At 62.8% G+C, this 17,127-nt stretch carries 17 protein-coding genes; 3 read left to right on the forward strand and 14 right to left on the reverse strand.

Annotated elements, in window-relative coordinates; genetic code table 11:
• The first annotated feature begins 38 nt into the window (after nucleotides 1-38).
• From CCANI_RS06845 to cobJ, 3 genes are read left to right on the forward strand one after another with little or no spacing between them, the layout of a single operon-like run.
• The gene (locus tag CCANI_RS06845) at nucleotides 39-1,190 is read left to right on the forward strand and encodes a ferredoxin-like domain-containing protein (protein ID WP_435382837.1); all 1,152 of its coding nucleotides are present in this window, start codon (nucleotides 39-41) and stop codon (nucleotides 1,188-1,190) included.
• A gap of 10 nt (nucleotides 1,191-1,200) precedes the next feature.
• Nucleotides 1,201-1,848: a precorrin-8X methylmutase gene (locus tag CCANI_RS06850; RefSeq protein ID WP_146323131.1), complete on the forward strand. Its 648-nt coding sequence runs from the start codon at nucleotides 1,201-1,203 to the stop codon at nucleotides 1,846-1,848.
• On the forward strand, nucleotides 1,845-3,335 hold the full coding sequence (cobJ, locus tag CCANI_RS06855) for a precorrin-3B C(17)-methyltransferase (RefSeq protein WP_146323132.1): 1,491 nt from the start codon (nucleotides 1,845-1,847) through the stop codon (nucleotides 3,333-3,335). Before CCANI_RS06850 ends, cobJ begins: the two co-directional genes overlap by 4 nt.
• On the opposite strand, the gene CCANI_RS06860 is transcribed toward cobJ, so the two are convergent.
• From CCANI_RS06860 to CCANI_RS06925, 14 genes are all read right to left on the reverse strand, one after another.
• Nucleotides 3,332-3,868, reverse strand: coding sequence for a hypothetical protein (locus tag CCANI_RS06860; RefSeq protein ID WP_146323133.1), 537 nt, complete (start codon nucleotides 3,866-3,868; stop codon nucleotides 3,332-3,334). The two genes, cobJ and CCANI_RS06860, sit on opposite strands and share 4 nt — an antisense overlap.
• A 110-nt stretch (nucleotides 3,869-3,978) precedes the next feature.
• Nucleotides 3,979-4,716: a cobalt-precorrin-6A reductase gene (locus tag CCANI_RS06865; protein WP_146323134.1), complete on the reverse strand. Its 738-nt coding sequence runs from the start codon at nucleotides 4,714-4,716 to the stop codon at nucleotides 3,979-3,981.
• The gene (gene cobM, locus CCANI_RS06870) at nucleotides 4,704-5,477 is read right to left on the reverse strand and encodes a precorrin-4 C(11)-methyltransferase (RefSeq protein ID WP_146323135.1); all 774 of its coding nucleotides are present in this window, start codon (nucleotides 5,475-5,477) and stop codon (nucleotides 4,704-4,706) included. The genes CCANI_RS06865 and cobM overlap by 13 nt, the downstream gene beginning before the upstream one ends.
• Before the next feature lies 1 nt (nucleotide 5,478).
• The gene (gene cbiE / locus CCANI_RS06875) at nucleotides 5,479-6,714 is read right to left on the reverse strand and encodes a precorrin-6y C5,15-methyltransferase (decarboxylating) subunit CbiE (RefSeq protein ID WP_146323136.1); all 1,236 of its coding nucleotides are present in this window, start codon (nucleotides 6,712-6,714) and stop codon (nucleotides 5,479-5,481) included.
• Nucleotides 6,715-6,736: 22 nt separating this feature from the next.
• Nucleotides 6,737-7,456 (reverse strand): SDR family NAD(P)-dependent oxidoreductase, encoded by a 720-nt coding sequence (locus tag CCANI_RS06880; protein ID WP_146323137.1) that lies wholly within the window; start codon nucleotides 7,454-7,456, stop codon nucleotides 6,737-6,739.
• Nucleotides 7,456-8,583, reverse strand: a complete 1,128-nt coding sequence (locus CCANI_RS06885) for a M24 family metallopeptidase (protein ID WP_146323138.1) — start codon at nucleotides 8,581-8,583, stop codon at nucleotides 7,456-7,458. The genes CCANI_RS06880 and CCANI_RS06885 overlap by 1 nt, the downstream gene beginning before the upstream one ends.
• A 23-nt stretch (nucleotides 8,584-8,606) precedes the next feature.
• The gene (gluQRS, locus tag CCANI_RS06890; protein ID WP_186749991.1) at nucleotides 8,607-9,482 is read right to left on the reverse strand and encodes a tRNA glutamyl-Q(34) synthetase GluQRS; all 876 of its coding nucleotides are present in this window, start codon (nucleotides 9,480-9,482) and stop codon (nucleotides 8,607-8,609) included.
• The gene (locus tag CCANI_RS06895; RefSeq protein ID WP_146323140.1) at nucleotides 9,475-12,240 is read right to left on the reverse strand and encodes a DEAD/DEAH box helicase; all 2,766 of its coding nucleotides are present in this window, start codon (nucleotides 12,238-12,240) and stop codon (nucleotides 9,475-9,477) included. The genes gluQRS and CCANI_RS06895 overlap by 8 nt, the downstream gene beginning before the upstream one ends.
• Before the next feature lie 17 nt (nucleotides 12,241-12,257).
• Nucleotides 12,258-13,271, reverse strand: a complete 1,014-nt coding sequence (gene tatC, locus CCANI_RS06900) for a twin-arginine translocase subunit TatC (RefSeq protein WP_425457299.1) — start codon at nucleotides 13,269-13,271, stop codon at nucleotides 12,258-12,260.
• A gap of 20 nt (nucleotides 13,272-13,291) precedes the next feature.
• Nucleotides 13,292-13,576 (reverse strand): Sec-independent protein translocase subunit TatA, encoded by a 285-nt coding sequence (tatA, locus tag CCANI_RS06905; RefSeq protein ID WP_146323141.1) that lies wholly within the window; start codon nucleotides 13,574-13,576, stop codon nucleotides 13,292-13,294.
• Between the two features lie 24 nt (nucleotides 13,577-13,600).
• Entirely contained in the window at nucleotides 13,601-14,563 is a 963-nt protein-coding gene (locus tag CCANI_RS06910; protein ID WP_146323142.1) for a helix-turn-helix transcriptional regulator, read from the reverse strand.
• Nucleotides 14,553-15,506: a helix-turn-helix transcriptional regulator gene (locus CCANI_RS06915; RefSeq protein WP_146323143.1), complete on the reverse strand. Its 954-nt coding sequence runs from the start codon at nucleotides 15,504-15,506 to the stop codon at nucleotides 14,553-14,555. The genes CCANI_RS06910 and CCANI_RS06915 overlap by 11 nt, the downstream gene beginning before the upstream one ends.
• A complete protein-coding gene (pafA, locus tag CCANI_RS06920; RefSeq protein ID WP_146323144.1) occupies nucleotides 15,500-16,933 on the reverse strand; it encodes a Pup--protein ligase in 1,434 nt (477 codons plus the stop codon). The genes CCANI_RS06915 and pafA overlap by 7 nt, the downstream gene beginning before the upstream one ends.
• Nucleotides 16,930-17,121 (reverse strand): ubiquitin-like protein Pup, encoded by a 192-nt coding sequence (locus CCANI_RS06925; RefSeq protein ID WP_146323145.1) that lies wholly within the window; start codon nucleotides 17,119-17,121, stop codon nucleotides 16,930-16,932. Before CCANI_RS06925 ends, pafA begins: the two co-directional genes overlap by 4 nt.
• Nucleotides 17,122-17,127: the final 6 nt, after the last annotated feature.

Consider the following 17,127-nt stretch of genomic DNA (forward strand, 5'->3'; position numbering starts at 1 on the left):
GTGGAGCTTAACTGAGTAGCCTACCCGAGCGGACTAAGCTGAACTCCATGACCACCTCATTGCTATCCGAGTCATTCCACCTCGGCGATCGCGACCGCAGCGACGGCTGCCCCGGCGCGCTGAAAATGCATGTGGCAGAAGACGGCCACATCGGGCGCATCCGCGTCCCTGGTGGACAACTCACCCCGACCATTTGGGAAACCCTCGCCGACCTCGCCGATACGTTCGGCGACGGGGATATCCACGTCACCTCCCGCGGAAACCTGCAAATCCGCGGCATCACGCAAGACGGCGAATTCGCCCAAGCGGTGCGCGACCACGGCCTGCTGCCCAGCCCGGCACACGACCGCATGCGCAATATCATCGTCTCCCCGCTCGGATTCGCCGTGCACTCACTGGTAGCCGAGCTGGACGCCGCGCTGCTGGAATCCACACAGGTGACCAGCCTGTCCGGCCGGACGCTATTTGGTATCGATGCAGGCCAAGGCGATATTTACGGGCACCGGGTTGATTTCGGCGTGATCGATCGCGGCGACCGCTTCCACGTGATCCTTGGCGGACAGGCCGCCGGCGTGAGTTGCGGGCGCGAGCACGTCGCCCGGGTGTTGGTGCGGCTCGCCGAAACCTGGGCAGAGCGCCGCGGGCCAGCGTGGCGGGTGCAGGAACGCCCCGAATTGCACGCCGAAATGCTGGCCCAGGTCGCGGAATTCACGGCCCCGGACAAAGCGCCAGAGTTTTCGAATCCGCCGGGGCGCCCAATCGGCTGGTTGGAGTTTGACGGCGCCGTGCACCTCGGCGCGGGGCTGCGGTTCGGCATGTTGTCGAGCCAGCTTGCCCGCATGATCGCCGTGATCAATGCGCCGGTGACCGTCACCCCGTGGCATTCGCTGGTGATCCACGGCTTGGCCGAAGATATTGCCGAACAGGTGGTGCGCGTGCTGGCCCCGCTCGGACTGATTTTCGACGCCAACTCCACCTGGCTGCGGGTCACCGCCTGCACCGGATTGCCGGGCTGCGCGAAATCCCCCGCATACACCCGCGATGATGCCGCGCACCACATTGCGTTGGGCGAGGTGGAGGAAGGGTTGGTGCATTTTTCCGGCTGCGAACGCCGCTGCGGGCACCCGCTCGGCGAATACACCGACTACCTGGCAGTAGCCGAAAACGAGTACGAAGTCGGCCGAAGGTAAGCTACTGAGAATGCACACCTACATTACCGACGGCAATGAGATTTACCGTCGTTCCTTCGCCATGATCCGCGCCGAATCCGACCTCACCGCTTTCGACGCGGACCAGGCGCAGGTGGCGGTTCGTATGATTCACGCCGCGGGCCAGACCGACCTCGCCGCGGATATCGCGTGTTCTGCGGGTTTGGTGCCGGCCGCGCGCGCCGCATTGCGCGCCGGGAAGCCGATTTTTACGGACGTAAATATGGTGGCTTCCGGCGTGACGCGCAACCGTTTGCCCGCCGATAACGAGGTGATTTGCACGCTTCACGACGCCCGCGTCCCCGCCCTGGCAGCGCAGCTCGGCACCACCCGCACCGCCGCCGCCGTGGAGTTGTGGGCGGATCGCCTGGCGGGTTCCGTGGTGGCCATTGGCAACGCGCCGACCGCGTTATTCCACCTGCTGAATTGGCTGGCTGCGGACCCGGATCGCCCCCGGCCCGCCGCGATTCTGGGCATTCCGGTGGGGTTCGTTGGCGCGGCCGAATCCAAGGCGGCACTGGCCCAGGATGCCGCCGCATTGGGTGTGGAATTTCTGACGGTGCACGGCCGTCGCGGCGGTTCCGCCATTACCTGCGCCGCCATAAACGCCTTGGCTACCGAGCAGGAAATCCTGCCATGACCGCACAATTGATCGGTGTGGGTGTGGGGCCTGGCGACCCCGAGCTCGTGACCATTGCTGGCGCCCGCGCGATTGCCGAAGCCGATGTGGTGGCCTACCACGCCCGCCCCGGCGGCACCTCTTCCGCCGGCCGGATCGCCGCCCCGTATTTTCGCGAGGGCCAGATCCACGAGCTGCTCCACTACCCCGTCACCACCGGCATTACCGAACACCCTGGCGGATATGCCGGTGCGATGGCCGACTTTTACATCTCCGCCGTCGCCCGCCTACAGGCGCATCTCGACGCCGGGCGCACCGTGTGCGTGCTCGCCCTCGGCGACCCCATGCTCTACAGCTCCTTTCAACATCTCCACCGGGAGCTCGTGGACCACTATCCCACCCGAGTGATCCCCGGGGTCCCGTCCCTGACCGCCGCCGCCTCCGAGCTTGGCATCCCGCTGGCCGAAGACGATGAGGTGCTGTCCGTCCTCGCGGGCACCCTCGATGAAGGGGAATTGATCCGCCGCCTCGCAGACACGGATTCCGCCGTGATCATGAAACTCGGCCGCACCTTTACAAAGGTTCGGCGCGCCCTGGTCGCCGCCGGGCGCGCCGAGGAGGCATATGTGGTGGTGCGCGTCGGCATGGAAGGCCAGCAATCCACCCCCGTGCTCGCCGCCGACCCCGATCACATCCCGTACTTTTCCGTGATCGTGGTCCCTTCCCCGACCGAAACCCACCACAACCCGGCGGCAGAAAACGCCCCCGCCGGGGAGGTCGTGGTGGTTGGGCTTGGCCCCGGTGCCGCCCGGTGGACCACCCCGGAAGTCACGGCGGAACTCAAACAAGCCACGGATATCGTCGGCTACTCCACCTACGTCAACCGGGTCCCCGAACGCCCCGGCCAACGCCGCCACCTATCCGACAACAAGGTCGAGGCTGAGCGCGCGGCCATGGCCCTGGACCTGGCCAAACGCGGGCGTCGAGTAGCGGTCGTATCTTCCGGCGACCCCGGGGTATTCGCAATGGCCGCCGCCGTCCTCGAAACCGCGGACGACGACCAATGGCGCGACGTCCCGGTGCGCATTATCCCCGGCATGACCGCGGCCCAAGCCGTAGCCAGCCGCGTCGGCGCACCGCTGGGGCACGATTTCGGCATGATCTCGCTGTCCGACCGCCTGAAGCCGTGGGACCAAGTGGAAACGCGCATCCGCGCGCTCGCCGGGGCGGACATGGCCTTTGCCGTGTATAACCCGGCCTCCAAAGAACGCCGCCACCAGGTAATTCGCCTGCGCGAGATCGTCCTGGAATACCAAGCGCCCGACACCCCCGTGGTGGTGGCGCGGGCCGTGGGCTCCGACCAGGAACAGGTGACCCTGACCACGCTCGCGGAATTCGACCCCGAGGTTGTGGACATGCGCACCATGCTTATCATCGGCGCCAGCACCACGCGACGCTACGGGGATCGCGTGTTTACCTCCCGCACCTACGGCGAGCGCCAAAGTTAGATCCAGACCGGCTGCCACTCTTCCTCATTGAGTGGCGTGCACATGGCGCGGCAAATCAGCGCGCGTTCGCCGCCATCGGCGCTGATTTGCGGCCAAACCACCCACAGCGACGCCACACCATATCCGGCATCTTCGATCTCAGATTCGAATTCCAGAGGGGACCATTCCGCGCTGGCAAGGCTGTCCGAAAACACCGGAGTCTCTTCCTCGTTGGTGTAGACCTCCACATAGGAATCGTCGCGCCCCAAGGTCAGCTGCACGACGCGGGGGGCGCTGGCAAAGCTATAGGAATTCAGCAAGTGAAGGGTAGTTTCACGCCCGTGCTGTTTAGGCGCGACGAGCCAGGCTCGTTTGGTTGGGTTTTCCAAGCCGGGAATGCTGGCCAGTACCGCAGCGACGTCGGCCGCGCTGAGGTCCCAATCACCGATCTGGGTCGTGCGTGTCTCACCGTTATTGGAAAGGGTGAAATGCCCCAGCCAATCCTCAACAACCACCGTTGTGTTCGACACATCGAAGTCCGAAACATTATTCACTTGACGTGTTCCTTTCAGCCCTGAATTGGAAACTTGCTGTCCATCCTATGAGAGCCGTTGTGCAGGGGTGTGGCAACGGGGGTGTTGAGCCGCAGGTTCGTACGTTCGTGCTAGACCTTGTAGACCGCGTCGCGGGCCTCTTGGGCGGTGTGCACCTCGATAATGCGGGGGCCGCCGGGCAATTCGGGGCGCTGCACCATCACCACCGGAATCCCCAGCTCACGGGCGGCATCGAGCTTGGCGCGGATCAGTTCACCACCGGAATTCTTGGTGACCACGCAATCGATCTGATTATCGCGCATCAATTGTTTTTCATCCGCAAGGGTGAACGGACCGCGGGAGAAAATCATGCGGTGGCGCTTGGGCAAATCGACCTCCGGCGTATCCACGCAACGGATCACATATAGATTGTGCGGATCCTTCGAAAACGCGGCCAATTGCTGGCGCCCGATGGTAAGGAAAATATGGTGATAATCGCGGGCCACCACCCGCGCGGCCTCCGCCATGGATGCCACGGGTATCCAGTGATCCCGCTCCTGCGGCACCCAGGCCGGGCGGTGCAAGGCGATCAGGGGAATGCCCGTTGCGCGCGTAGCCTCAGCGGCGGAGACGCTAATACGTTCGGCGAAGGGATGCGTGGCGTCGATAACCACCTCTACCTTTTCCTGCAACAGCCATGAAGCGAGGCCGGCGGGTCCGCCGAAACCCCCGATGCGGACCTCGCCGACGGGCAGGGCGGGTTCCTTGACGCGGCCGGCGAGGGAACTGGTCACGTGCCAATTGTCGTTTTGCAGCAATTGCGCCAGCTCACGGGCCTCGCGGGTGCCGCCGAGGATCAGTGCACGCATGGGATGGTCCTGCCCTCGGCGTCGCGGGGACGATCATCGGAATACAGGAAACTATCCGGGAAACCCTCCGCCGCCAGCACTTTGCCAACGATAATCACGGCCGTGCGGGTGACTCCGGCCTCCTGGACTTGGCTCGCGATGTCCGCCAGCGTGCCGCGCAGAATAACCTGCTCCGGGCGGGCGGCAAAAGCTACGACGGCAGCCGGGCAATCCGAACCGTAGTTCGGCACCAGCTCGGCGACCACACGTTCGATATCGTGGGCGGCGAGGTGGATGCACAAGGTAGCCCGAGACGCGCCCAAAGTAGCCAAATCCTCCCCTTTCGGCATCTTCGAGGCGCGGCCATTCACACGGGTCAGGATCACGGTCTGGCCCACCGTCGGCACGGTCAGCTCGTGGCCCAAGACGGCCGCGGCGGCCGCATAGGAGGGCACTCCCGGGACGATCTCGTACGGGATGCCCAGTTCAGTAAGCCGCCGCGCCTGCTCCGCAAGGGCGGAATACACGGCGGGGTCGCCGGATTGCAGGCGGGCGATGTCCTTGCCCTCGGCGTGGGCGCGAACAAAGATTCTAACGATCTCCTCCAGCGGCATCCGCGCGGTATTGATAACCTCCGCATCGGGCGGGCAACTGGCCAGCACCTCCGGCGGCACGATGCTGCCCGCATACATGCAGATTGGGCAGCTGCGGATCAGCCGGTCGGCCCGCAGGGTCAGCAGGTCAGCGGCACCCGGACCAGCGCCGATAAAATACACAGTCACGTTAGTCGTTCTCCTTGGTTACGCGCCATTGAATCACTGGCAGCGCTGGTTTCATAGCGGTAAACGTGCCCACGCGGTATTCGTGCGCGACGTCGATACGCATGATCGAACCGCCGTATTGCTTACGCAACCGCCAGAGCTTTTGTTCGGATTCTACTGTGACGGCATTGGCCACTAGGCGACCCCCCACGGGCAGCGCGGCCCACGCGGTTTCAAACACGGCGGCCGCGGTAAGGCCACCGCCGATAAAGATGATATTGGGCGGTGGCGCGTCCAGAAGCGCTTTCGGGGCCGCGCCCAGCACCTTGAGCGTGGGCACGCCCAAGGCCATGGCGTTGCGGGCGATCCGCTGTTTCCGGTCCTCGTTGACTTCGAAACAACATGCGGATAGCCGGGGTTCGGCGCGCATCGCCTCGATAGCGATCGAGCCCGAGCCACCCCCGATATCCCACAACATCTCGCCGGGCCGCGGGGCCAATGCGGAAACGGTCAGCGCCCGGATATCGCGCTTGGTCAGCTGCCCATCGGACTCGTATTCGGCGTCCGGCAAGCCGGGCACGCAACTGTGCGTGGGGCCCCGCGGAACCACCGCAAGTACGTTCAAAGCGCTTTCCGGATTCGGGGGCAAGGCGGCGGTGCCATAGAGCTCCTGCTCGTCGGCGCTGCCGAGATCGCTCAACACGGTAAGTTTGGCGGCCTCGTGCCCGAGGGCCTGCAAAAGCGCGGCCACCTCCCCCACGCTTGTTTCGTCGCGGCACAGCACCATAAAGGGTTGGCCACCGTCTACGAATGGCACGATGCTGGCCACGGGTTTTGTCACCAGCGATACCACTGGTGTTTGATCCACCGCCCAGCCGAGGCGCGCGCACGCCAGCGACACCGAAGACGGCGCGGAATGCACGCGAATGTACTGCGCGCCGAGGATGCGAATCAGGGTGGTGCCTATCCCGTGGAACATGGGATCGCCGGAAGCCAGCACCGCGACCCGGCTTCCCGCAAGTTCCTGAAACAGCGGCTCAATAGAAGGTATGAGCGGCGAGGGCCAGGGGCGGCGTTCGGCGCGACATTGCTCGGGCAGCAGGTTGAGTTGCCGCCACGAACCCACGATAACCTCCGCATTAAGCAGCGCGTTGCGGGCCGTTTCGGTGAGGCCGGGGAAGCCGTCGGCGCCGATGCCGACCACTTCGATGGGGGTGGCCGGGTCGGTCGGATGCCGTTTCGCAGCGAGTTGCGTCATAGGCACCCATCGTACTGGGTTTTTAACGCGGCACACGACGCCACACGGGGCGCGGCACCAAGCGCATCACACCCGCCACATAACGCAACTTGCCAGGTACCCAGATGGTTGCCGAGCCGGGACGCCGCAGCCGCTCCGCAACCTTGGTGGCCACATCCGCGGGGTACACGGATAGGGGTGCGGGTTTCATGCCGGCGGTCATGGAGCCGATCACAAACCCCGGCCGCACCGTGATCAACCGAATATGTGTTCCATGCAGGGCATCGGTGAGCCCCTGGCAAAACGCATCCAACCCGGACTTGGTGGAACCGTACACATAATTGGGCCGCCGCGGCCGCCACCCGGCGATCGAGGAAAACGCCACGAGCGTCGCGGGCTCCGCCTGATGACGCAGCTCATCGGCCAGCACGGTAAGCACGGAAACTTGCGCCGTATAGTCCACACTTGCGATTTCTACGGCGTGGGCTTCATCGTGTTCCGCGCGCTGCTGATCACCCAAAATGCCGAACGCGACGATCGCGGTTTCGATGGGCCCATGCTCCAACACCTGTTTGACGACGCCGCGGTGCGAGGCGTAATCAGTCGCCTCAAAGGGCACCACCTCGACCGCCGCCTCCACATTGGGGATGTGCACGGCCTCCGGCCGGCGGGCCGCCACGATAACCTTCTTGCCTTTGCAAAGGCGTTGCACCAATTCCACGCCGATATCGCTGGTGCCGCCAAACAATACGATATTTCCCATTATTGCAGCCCGTGGGGTTGGTTATTTACGGCCTCGCAGCCGTGTTCGGTGACGATCACGATGTCTTCAATGCGCGCGCCGACGCGGCCCTCCAGATAGATGCCGGGCTCCACGGAAAACGCCATGCCGGGCTCCAACACCAGTTCGTTTCCGGCCATGATAAAAGGCTCCTCGTGGGTGGATAGCCCGATGCCGTGACCGGTGCGGTGGATAAAGTCATCCCCAAACCCATGGGCCGAAATAATGCCCCGCGCGACCGCGTCGATACTCGCCGCAGTGACCCCTGGACGCACCGCACGCACGGCCGCCGCCTGCGCCTCTTCGAGCACCGCATACAGGCGGGCGAAATCGGGATCGGAAACCGGCTGATCGGGGCCGCCCACCACGTACGTGCGGGTGCAATCGGAGTGATAGGACGGGCCGAACGTACCGCCGATATCCACCACCACAACATCGCCGAGCTGCAGCACCCGATCCGAAAAGGAATGGTGCGGGTTGGCGCCGTTCGGGCCGGAGCCAACGATAATAAAGTCCACGGACGCATGTTCCTGCAGGATCAGGCGCTCCAGCTCCGCCGCCACCTGCGCCTCGGTCGCGCCGGGCACCAACAACTCCGGAACCATGGCGTGCACGCGGTCGATGGCGGCACCAGCCTCACGCAGGGCGCTGATCTCGCCGGGATCCTTGCGCATAAACAGCTCTTTAAGCACCTGACCAGCCAAGACGGTCTTGCCGTGCAGCAGCTCCTGCAACGGCAGGACGTGGTCGGCGGTAAGCGCGGAGCCGAGGCCGACCACGGGGGCCGTCGGCAAGCTGCCAAGGGCCGCAATCGCGAGCCGGTGCGGTTCTTCGCCGTCCACCCAACCGCGGACCTCGATATCCAGTTCGGGAATCGCGGAGAGCGCTAGATCGCCACGGTCCACGGCGGGAAGCAGCATCGTAGGTCTCCCGTTCGCCGGGACCACTAAAGCCGTAAGCCGCTCGTGTGTTTGTATCCACGAACCGGTGAGATAGGCGAGCTCGGCGCCGGTACCAAAGATCAATCCATCAAGGTCGGCAGTGCGGGCCGCGGCCGCGGCGCGGGCCAAGCGATCGGCATACGTATGCGTTGGAAACAAGGAAGACATGCGCCCATCATAGGCATGCCCGGTCACAGCCAGATGAATGGTTCACGCGGAATGGCCCCGATGCTAAAACGCTCCAGCAATTCCGCGGCCGAGCGCGCCCCCGGCAAACCGATCGAAGCGCCAAGACGTTCGAGCACGTCATCGCCCATTTCGCGGAAGGTTACCGGGCCATCCCGCTTGGCCAGCCGCTGGCCCGCGGCGTTCAACACTAGGGGCACATGGATGTAGCGCGGGGTGGCCACGCCGAGCAGATGCGCGAGATATGCCTGGCGCGGCGCGGAGGAAAGCAGATCGTCCCCACGCACTACTTGGTCGATGTTTTGGAACGCATCGTCGACAACCACGGCGAGGTTATACGCCCAATCGGCGCGCTTGAGCACCATATCATCGACGAGCCCCACGTAATCGCCCACAAATTCATCGGTGACCGTCCACGAATTCACCGTGCTGCGCAGCCGCAATGCGGGCACCCGACCCTGGGCGCGCAACGCCGCGCGGCGGTGATCCCGCTCCGCTTCGCTTAGGTCTCGGCAAGTGCCCGGATACGCGCCCAGCAAGGCGTGCGGGGCCGCCGCGGCCGCTAGAATATCTTTGCGGGAGCAATAGCACTCGTAGGTGGGCAGGCGGCGCAATGCGTCCTCGTAGGCCGCAAAACGGGTGTGCTGGTACAACACCTCACCGTCCCAATCCACCCCGAGCGCGGCGAGGTCTTCCAGCTGCCGCGCGGCGGAAGCGTCCGAGGAACGCCCGGAATCGATATCCTCCACCCGCATATAGAACGCACGTCCGGTTGAACGGGCGCACAACCAGGCGAGGAGGGCGGTGCGCAGATTGCCAAAATGCAGGTCCCCCGAAGGGGAAGGCGCGTATCGGCCAGCGCCGCTCGTTGTATCAGGCACCGATCGCCACCACGCCCCGTCGAATCGCCTCGATGGCCTGCTGCGCGCTGCGGCGAATCTCCCGCGAATACCCCGTGGCGCGCACCTGTTCGAGTAGGTCAATGACCTGGCGGCACCAGCGCACAAAATCACCAGGGGTAAGCTCAGCGCCGCATTGCGCTGCCGCCGCCATGCAATAACCCAGCGGGGCGCCGGCCGTCCACTGGTGAATGGCCAGCGAAAACTCCGGCTCCGGGCGGCGGGTGGCGGGCAGATTATGGCGCTGCTCATCCATGACCAATTCCTCCCAAATGCGGTCGGTGTTGTTCATGGCGTTCGCCATCGCATCCGTGGCGGCCTCCGCCACGCGTCGCGTCTCTTTTCGATTCTCAAAGGTGCACATGCTGACCACGCCGGCCAGCTCCGCGGGATCCAAGCCTTCCCAAATCCCGCGCCGCAAGCATTGCGCCACCAAGAGGTCCGACTCGTTGTGGATCTGGGCCAGCCGCTCCCCTTCCTCCGTGATAGTGGGAACGCGTTGCTCATCGAACTCCACGTAATTCATCTCTTCGAGCAGGTCCAAGATCCGGTCAAAGTGCTTGCCCAGGGTGTCCACGGCAGCCGACACCCGTCCGCGCAATTGTTCTAATTCACGCTCGCGCCGCAGCAGGCGTTCGCCCAAACGTGCGAGGTGTTCGCGCTGTGGCCAATGGTGCACCTCGTGGGCGCGAATCTCCGCGCGCAAACCCGCCACCACGGGACCACCACGCACCCGCGCCTGATGCTTTAAACGTTTCGGGCGCGGATAATTGCCCCGGCGGAACTCTTCCACGATCGAATTGGTGGTGCGCCGCGGTTTCAGCGTCACATCGCGCGGCAACCGCATATGCCCCACCACGATCGGCGGATTTGCAAAAGATTCGGAATCAATGCGGCCGGACCAGCCGGTCTCCATGGTGACCCACGGTCGCGGATCGTGCGGGCTATCCGCCACTCGCACAACCACCGCTAACATGGGCTTTTTCTTGCCGGGTAGTGCCAGGACGTCGCCAAGCTGAGCCTTGCGCAGCACCGCCTTTACCTCGCGGAAGCGTTCCTCAAGGTTACGGCGTTTGGCGTTGCGCTCCTCCGCGCTCAGCCGGTAACGCAGGTCCAGGTAGTCCCGCACCATCGCCTCCGGGTCGGCGCTTTCGTTGCTGCGGACTTCCTCCGGCGCGAGCTCTTGGATGGCCTCGGCGAATTCGCGGCTTAGCGTGGCCACCGTGTTCGCGGCGCGTTCCGCCTCGCGCACCTCGTCGACCACGGATTCGTCGGCCTGATACTGGGCGAAAGACTTTTCGAGCAGCCGGTGGGCTTGCTCGTAGCCGACCGTGGACAGCAGATTCACGCTCATGTTATAGCCAGGTTCGAACGTGGATACGAGCGGGTAGGTGCGTGTGGAAGCCAGCCCCGCCACCGCCTCCGGATCCATCGCGGGCGACCATTGCACCACCGCATTGCCCTTGATATCGATACCCCGCCGCCCCGCGCGGCCCGTCAGCTGCGTGTACTGCCCGGGGGTGAGGTCCACATGCGCCTCGCCGTCGAACTTCACCAATTTCTCCAGCACCACGCTGCGCGCCGGCATATTAATGCCCAGCGCCAGGGTTTCCGTGGCGAACACCGCCCGCACCAACCCGCGTACGAACAACTCTTCGACGATATGCCGGAAGGCGGGCAACATGCCTGCGTGGTGCGCGGCGAACCCCCGCTGCAGGGCGCGTTTCCACTGCCTAAACCGCAGCACCTCCAGATCGGCCGCGGGGATATCCGCCACCCCGTTATCCACGATTTGGCCAATCTGTTCGGCTTCTTCGTCCGTGGTCAGGGTGAGCTGTGAGTGCAAACATTGCATAAGCGCGCCGTCGCAACCCGCGCGGGAAAAGATAAAGTTAATGGCGGGCAGCATGTTTTTGCCGTGCAGAATCCGCAGCACCTCGGGGCGCCCCAACGGCCGGAATTCGGCCTCCGCGCGCGGCCCCGTGGTTGCGCGTTTGCCGCTTGAACGGGCCCTAAACCCACCCGTTTCCTGCGACCACTGTTCGCGCACATGTTCGCGGTGTTCAAGGCGGGTCACGGCCTGCTGTAGCGAACGGTTTACCTGCCCGCCCGTGTCCGGCTCAAACAGCGGAAACACCTTCCGCCCCACCATCATCCACTGCTCGAGCGGCACCGGGCGAATGTCCGAAACAATCACGTCCGTATCCCCGCGGACCATGGATAACCAGGCGCCGAACTCCTCGGAATTGCTCACCGTCGCGGACAGCCCAATGATGCGGACGCGTTCGTCTAAGTTCAGGATCACTTCCTCCCACACGGCGCCGCGGGAGACGTCGGAAAGGAAGTGGATCTCGTCCATCACAACGTGGCTCAAACGTTCTAATGTTGGCGATTCCGCGTAAATCATATTGCGCAATACTTCGGTGGTCATGACCACCACCTCGGCGTGGCCGTTTATAGACACATCGCCGGTAAGCAACCCCACCGTTTCCTCGCCGTGCGCCTTTACAAGGTCGTGGTATTTTTGGTTGCTCAGCGCCTTAATCGGCGTGGTGTAAAAGCACTTTGTGCCCCTCGAAAGCGCGAGCGAAACCGCGAATTCCCCGACGATGGTTTTGCCGGCGCCGGTGGGTGCGCACACCAGCACGCCCCGATCCTCTTCGACAGCGCGGCACCCCTGAATCTGAAACGGATCCAGGGGAAACTTCAGGTTAGCTGTGAATTCGGCGAGGTGACTCATGCCTCCAACTTACCCGGTCAGAGCACGTCGTCGAAGTCCGAACCGCTCCGTTCCGCAAGATTTCCGCGCTGCTCAACCCCGCGGGCATTCGTGATTGGCGTCGGCGCGTCAATGCTTGTCGACGCCGCGATATCGCCCGCCGCACCCACCCCACCCGAGGCGGTGATCGGCGAAGACTCGTCGTCAGCAATATCCAGCCAGTCGGGGCGCTTCCGGTCCCGGCGCTTATCGTTCAGGCGAGCGAACTGGATGGCCACCTCCACAAGGAGCACCAGCACGAATCCCAGCACCACCATCGAATACGGGTCCTGGCCTGGGGTAATAAACGCGGCGAAGACGGCGAGCAGAATGATAATTAAACGCCGTTTGGTGCGGAGTTGTTCGTACGTGATCACACCGGCGATATTCAACATGGCCAGGATCAGCGGAACCTCAAAGCTCACGCCAAATATAAGCAGGAATGCGAGCAAAAAGTTGAAATATTGTTCGCCGTTGAGGGCGGTGGTTTGGCTATCTGCGCCGATGGTCAGCAAGAACGAAAGGCCAAGCGCGATAACAAAGTATGCAAGCACCGCGCCGCACACAAACAATGTGACGGCTATGGACACAAACGAAAACGTCCAGCGGCGCTCGTTCTTCATCAATCCCGGCGTGATAAAACCCCACAATTGGGCGAGCCATATGGGTGAGGCAAACACCGCGCCCGCCAGCGAACCTACCTTGAGGCGCAGCATAAACATCTCAAACGGCCCGGTGGCCAGCAGCTTGCATTCGCCATCGGCGGTGAAACTAGCCCGCGCCTCCGGCGGCAGGCTGCAATAGGGGCCGCGCAAGATCTCACCGAGCGATGGCAGGCCGAACGGGTTGGCCTGGTACCACCAGAAGCCAACGATAGTGCCAATCGCCAGCGCGACGAGGGAAATGATCAGGCGGCGCCGCAGCTCCTGAATGTGTTCTACCAGCGACATCGAGCCGTCGGCGGGCCGCTTTTTCTTTTTCTTCTTGGTGGGTTTTTGTTCAGCGGTGCTCATGGGACGACGCTGCTACCCCACTATTGCTGTTGCTGCGACTGCTGCTGCGGAGCGGGTTGCTGAACTGGTTGCTGCACCGGCTGCTCAAGCGGCTGCGCCTGGATGGGCTGCGCTTGCACCTGCTGCTGCGTGATGGCTCGCTGCTCGTGCGCCTCATCGTCGCGGCTCATTTCCTTCACCTCGGACTTGAAGATGCGCATCGAACGCCCAAGCGAACGTGCCGCATCTGGAAGCTTCTTAGCGCCGAACAAAAGCACCACGAGCACGGCAATAATTATGAATTCGGTGGGCCCTAGAGTAGGCATGGTGTCTTCCTCCAAGCTGGAAGTTTAATTGTCTGATGTTTCATCATACGCTGCCAGGGCAGAACTGGAACGCGCTGCCACGGCTGAAACGAGGGACGTCGGTGCAACAATACTAACCCGATCGGCGTTACTCAGTGCGAACCGCACAACCCAATCTTCCGAAAGCAGCGGCATCGTCGCATCAAACCACTCCGCATCGTGCTGGTCACCGAGAGTAATCGGAAAATACTCGGCCAGCCATGTGGCCTCCGAACGCAGCCGCAACTGCACCTCATCGGCGCCGAAATCGAACGGATTCTTGGCATCAAAACGCAGCAATTCGGTGTGCGGCTCGGCGGCGGCTTCCAACACCTCAACGTCCAGCATGCGATCCGTGCGGAAGGTGCGGTGCGCCTCCGCCTGGGTATCCCAAGCCGTCACATACGTGATACCCTCGTGCGCGAACACACGTGCTGGCGAGACCTCGCGTACCGACACTTCATCGGTGGAGGCGCTGTGATAGCGGAACTTCAGCCTATGCTGCTGCTCCATCGCCTGCCGGACGGCGTCCAACACAGGTTCGGTAGACACCTCACCCGCCAACGAATCCACCACGGCAACCATCTCATCCTGCATAATGCCGCGCAGCTTCTCCGCCGCGCTGAGCACCGCGGATCGGTCCATCAACCCCGGCACATTCTCCAAGGAATCCAGGGCCAATAACAACGCCCCGGCCTCGGTCTGCGTCAGCCGCAACGGCTGATCCATGCCCTGATTATTCGTAACATTGACGCCGAGATAGCTGTGGTCCAAATCCACCAGATCGTCCGGAAACATGCCGGGCAAACCGCAGCACCACAGGCGATCCAAATCGTCTTTAATTTCGGATGGTTTACGGCCCAAATCGGCGGCGGCCTCCATGATCGTGCGACCCGGATGGGCCTCAAAATACGGAAGCAGATTGAGCATACGAACCAAATCTTCGAGCCTGGCCGAACTATGCGCCACGGTACACCTCCTGCGCCACTGCCAATTGCTGAATCACGGCCTCGCGCACCTCGCTCGGACCCAACACAACCGCGTGCGGAGCGTACGCCGCGGCGGTCCTGACCAGCCAATTCCGATCCACACCGGTGAGATCCCAAGTCCCATCGGCCCGTTGCACGCCCTTCGCTGCAAGCTCGTAGGCGCGCCCCTCGGCGATGGCCAGGTGGGCGTCGATAAGCTCCTGCCCGGTGCGCAACAACCGCTCCACAAAGCCTTGCAAATCTTCGTTCGGACGCGGGTGCGTCGCCTCACCCACCGGCACAATGTCATCGACGCGCGTAATGCGGAAGGAACGCGGGGCATCACGATCGATATCGAAGCCCACGAGGTAAAGCCGATCGCGCACGTTGACCAAACCCCACGGGTCCATCGTACGTGTGATCGCCTGCGCCGCCTGCCCCGAACGATACTGAAACGCTATTCGACGCCCGCGCCGGGTGGCGTTGAGCAATGCGTCCAGCTGGCGAGCAGACAACGTAGAAATATCGTTTACTGCCGTGAATTGAGGTGCGGAATGGAGCTCACGATCTGCGCCTGCAGCTGCCAGCTTCGTCCACCCGGAGCGAGCGAAGGAACCAAGGTCCGGATCGAAACCCAGTTCGCCCGCGAGACCGAGCACGGTGGCCTCCGCGGGCGTAAAGTGCACTGGCGGCAACATGTACCGCTCGCGCTGCAGCCGGTAGCCAGCCTGAGCCACGGACTCGATGGGCACCCCTACCTTAGCCAAAATAGCACGGTCACGCGTGAAAATCGTATGAAACGACGCCGCCGAATACTCCGCATAACCATCCACGTGTTCATGAATCCACTGCGGAGATAAAAACTTGCGGCCAAGGCGATCGGCATTGAGAAACGCAAAGGTCAAATTCGTGAGGCGTTCAATGACGCGATCACGAGCTACCATGTACTACCCCCTTGATGAGAGTTCATATAGGCAATCATTTCATCGACTCGAGCATCGGTTGTGGCAAATGGGTCGCCGAGTTCCGCGCTCAATGCCGCCGGCTGGTTGATCTTTAACCGCATCCAATCCACCGTAATCGGCGAACCCGTGGCAAACGCGTGACGCAAAAACTCACCGCGCAACCGCGCCCGCGTGGTCTGCGGCGCGGCACCCGCAACGGCACGATCGATATCAGCATCGGTGGTCCAACGCTGCACCAACCCCTTCGATTCTAGCGCCCAGTGCAGGCCACGGCCTTGACGCACATCGTGATACGCCAAATCCACCTGCAATAATTTCGGGTGGTCAAGCTCAAGCCCGTGACGATGCTGGAACCGTTGCAAAAGCTTGCGCTTAATCACCCAGTCAATCTCCGTATCCACCGCGGAAAAATCCTGCGTCTCAATCGCGTCAAGCATCCTGCCCCACAAATCCAGCACCCGACGAAACTCGGCGACGGTGGTGCCCTGCTCGCAGGGGGGTCGCTGCTCCAGCCATTGCTGCGCGGCGTCGAAAAACGCGCGCTGTATTTCTAGGGCCGTCACCGTGGAACCATTGCGCAATCGGATCGGCGCGTTGCCACTGATATCGCGGGCGATGTGGCGGATAGCGCTGATCTCATCCTCCAGCGTGAAATCCGGAAGCGGCCAACCCGCCTCGATCAGCTCCAGCACTAATTGCGTGGACCCGATTTTCAGCGCGAAGGTCGGCTCCGCCATGTTCGAATCGCCCACAATAATGTGCAGGCGCCGGTATTTTTCCGAATCCGCGTGCGGTTCATCGCGGGTATTGATGATCGGGCGGGAACGAGTGGTCGCCGAAGACACCCCCTCCCACACGTGATCCGCCCGCTGCGACACGCAGAACCCAAGGCCGAAATCCTGCTCGCCCGAATTCGGCAACGGGCGGTAGATTTTCCCGGCGCCGACAATCAATTGCCGGGTAATCAAAAACGGCAAAAACGTGGTGCCGAGCGTGCGCAGCACCGTGGACCGGCTGACCAGGTAATTCTCGTGGCAGCCATAGGAATTACCGATGGAATCCACGTTGTTTTTAAAGAGGAACACTTGGCCATTGATGCCCTCGCCGGCGAGCGAAGCCTCCGCCACGCGCGCCAAGTTGTCCACGATCCGGTCCCCGGCCTTGTCGTAATGCAATAGCTGGGTCAGGCTATCGCATTCGGGGGTGGCGTATTCGGGGTGAGAGCCCACATCAAGGTACAGGCGGCCGGCGTTTTCAATGAATACATTGGCGCTGCCGTACTGTTCCATCACTGGGCGGAAAATATAGCGGGCTATCTCATCCGGGCCGAGCTTTTTGCGGCCGTCGGAGGTAAAGGTGATGCCATATTCGGTCTCAACCCCGAAGATTCTGTGCAGGAGAGTCACTGCCCACCCTTTTGCACGTATGAGCGAACGAACTCTTCCGCGTTGTTTTCGAGCAAACCGTCGATTTCATCGAGGAGATCGTCGGTGCCGTGCGTTTGTATCTGCGCCTGCCCAAACGTCGCATCACCGGCGAACTCGTCATTATTGCCACCGCCGGGGCGCTGGATATGGGATTGTGGCGTCGACATTACAAA

This window comes from Corynebacterium canis (assembly GCF_030408595.1).
Classification (GTDB): Bacteria; Actinomycetota; Actinomycetes; order Mycobacteriales; family Mycobacteriaceae; genus Corynebacterium; species Corynebacterium canis.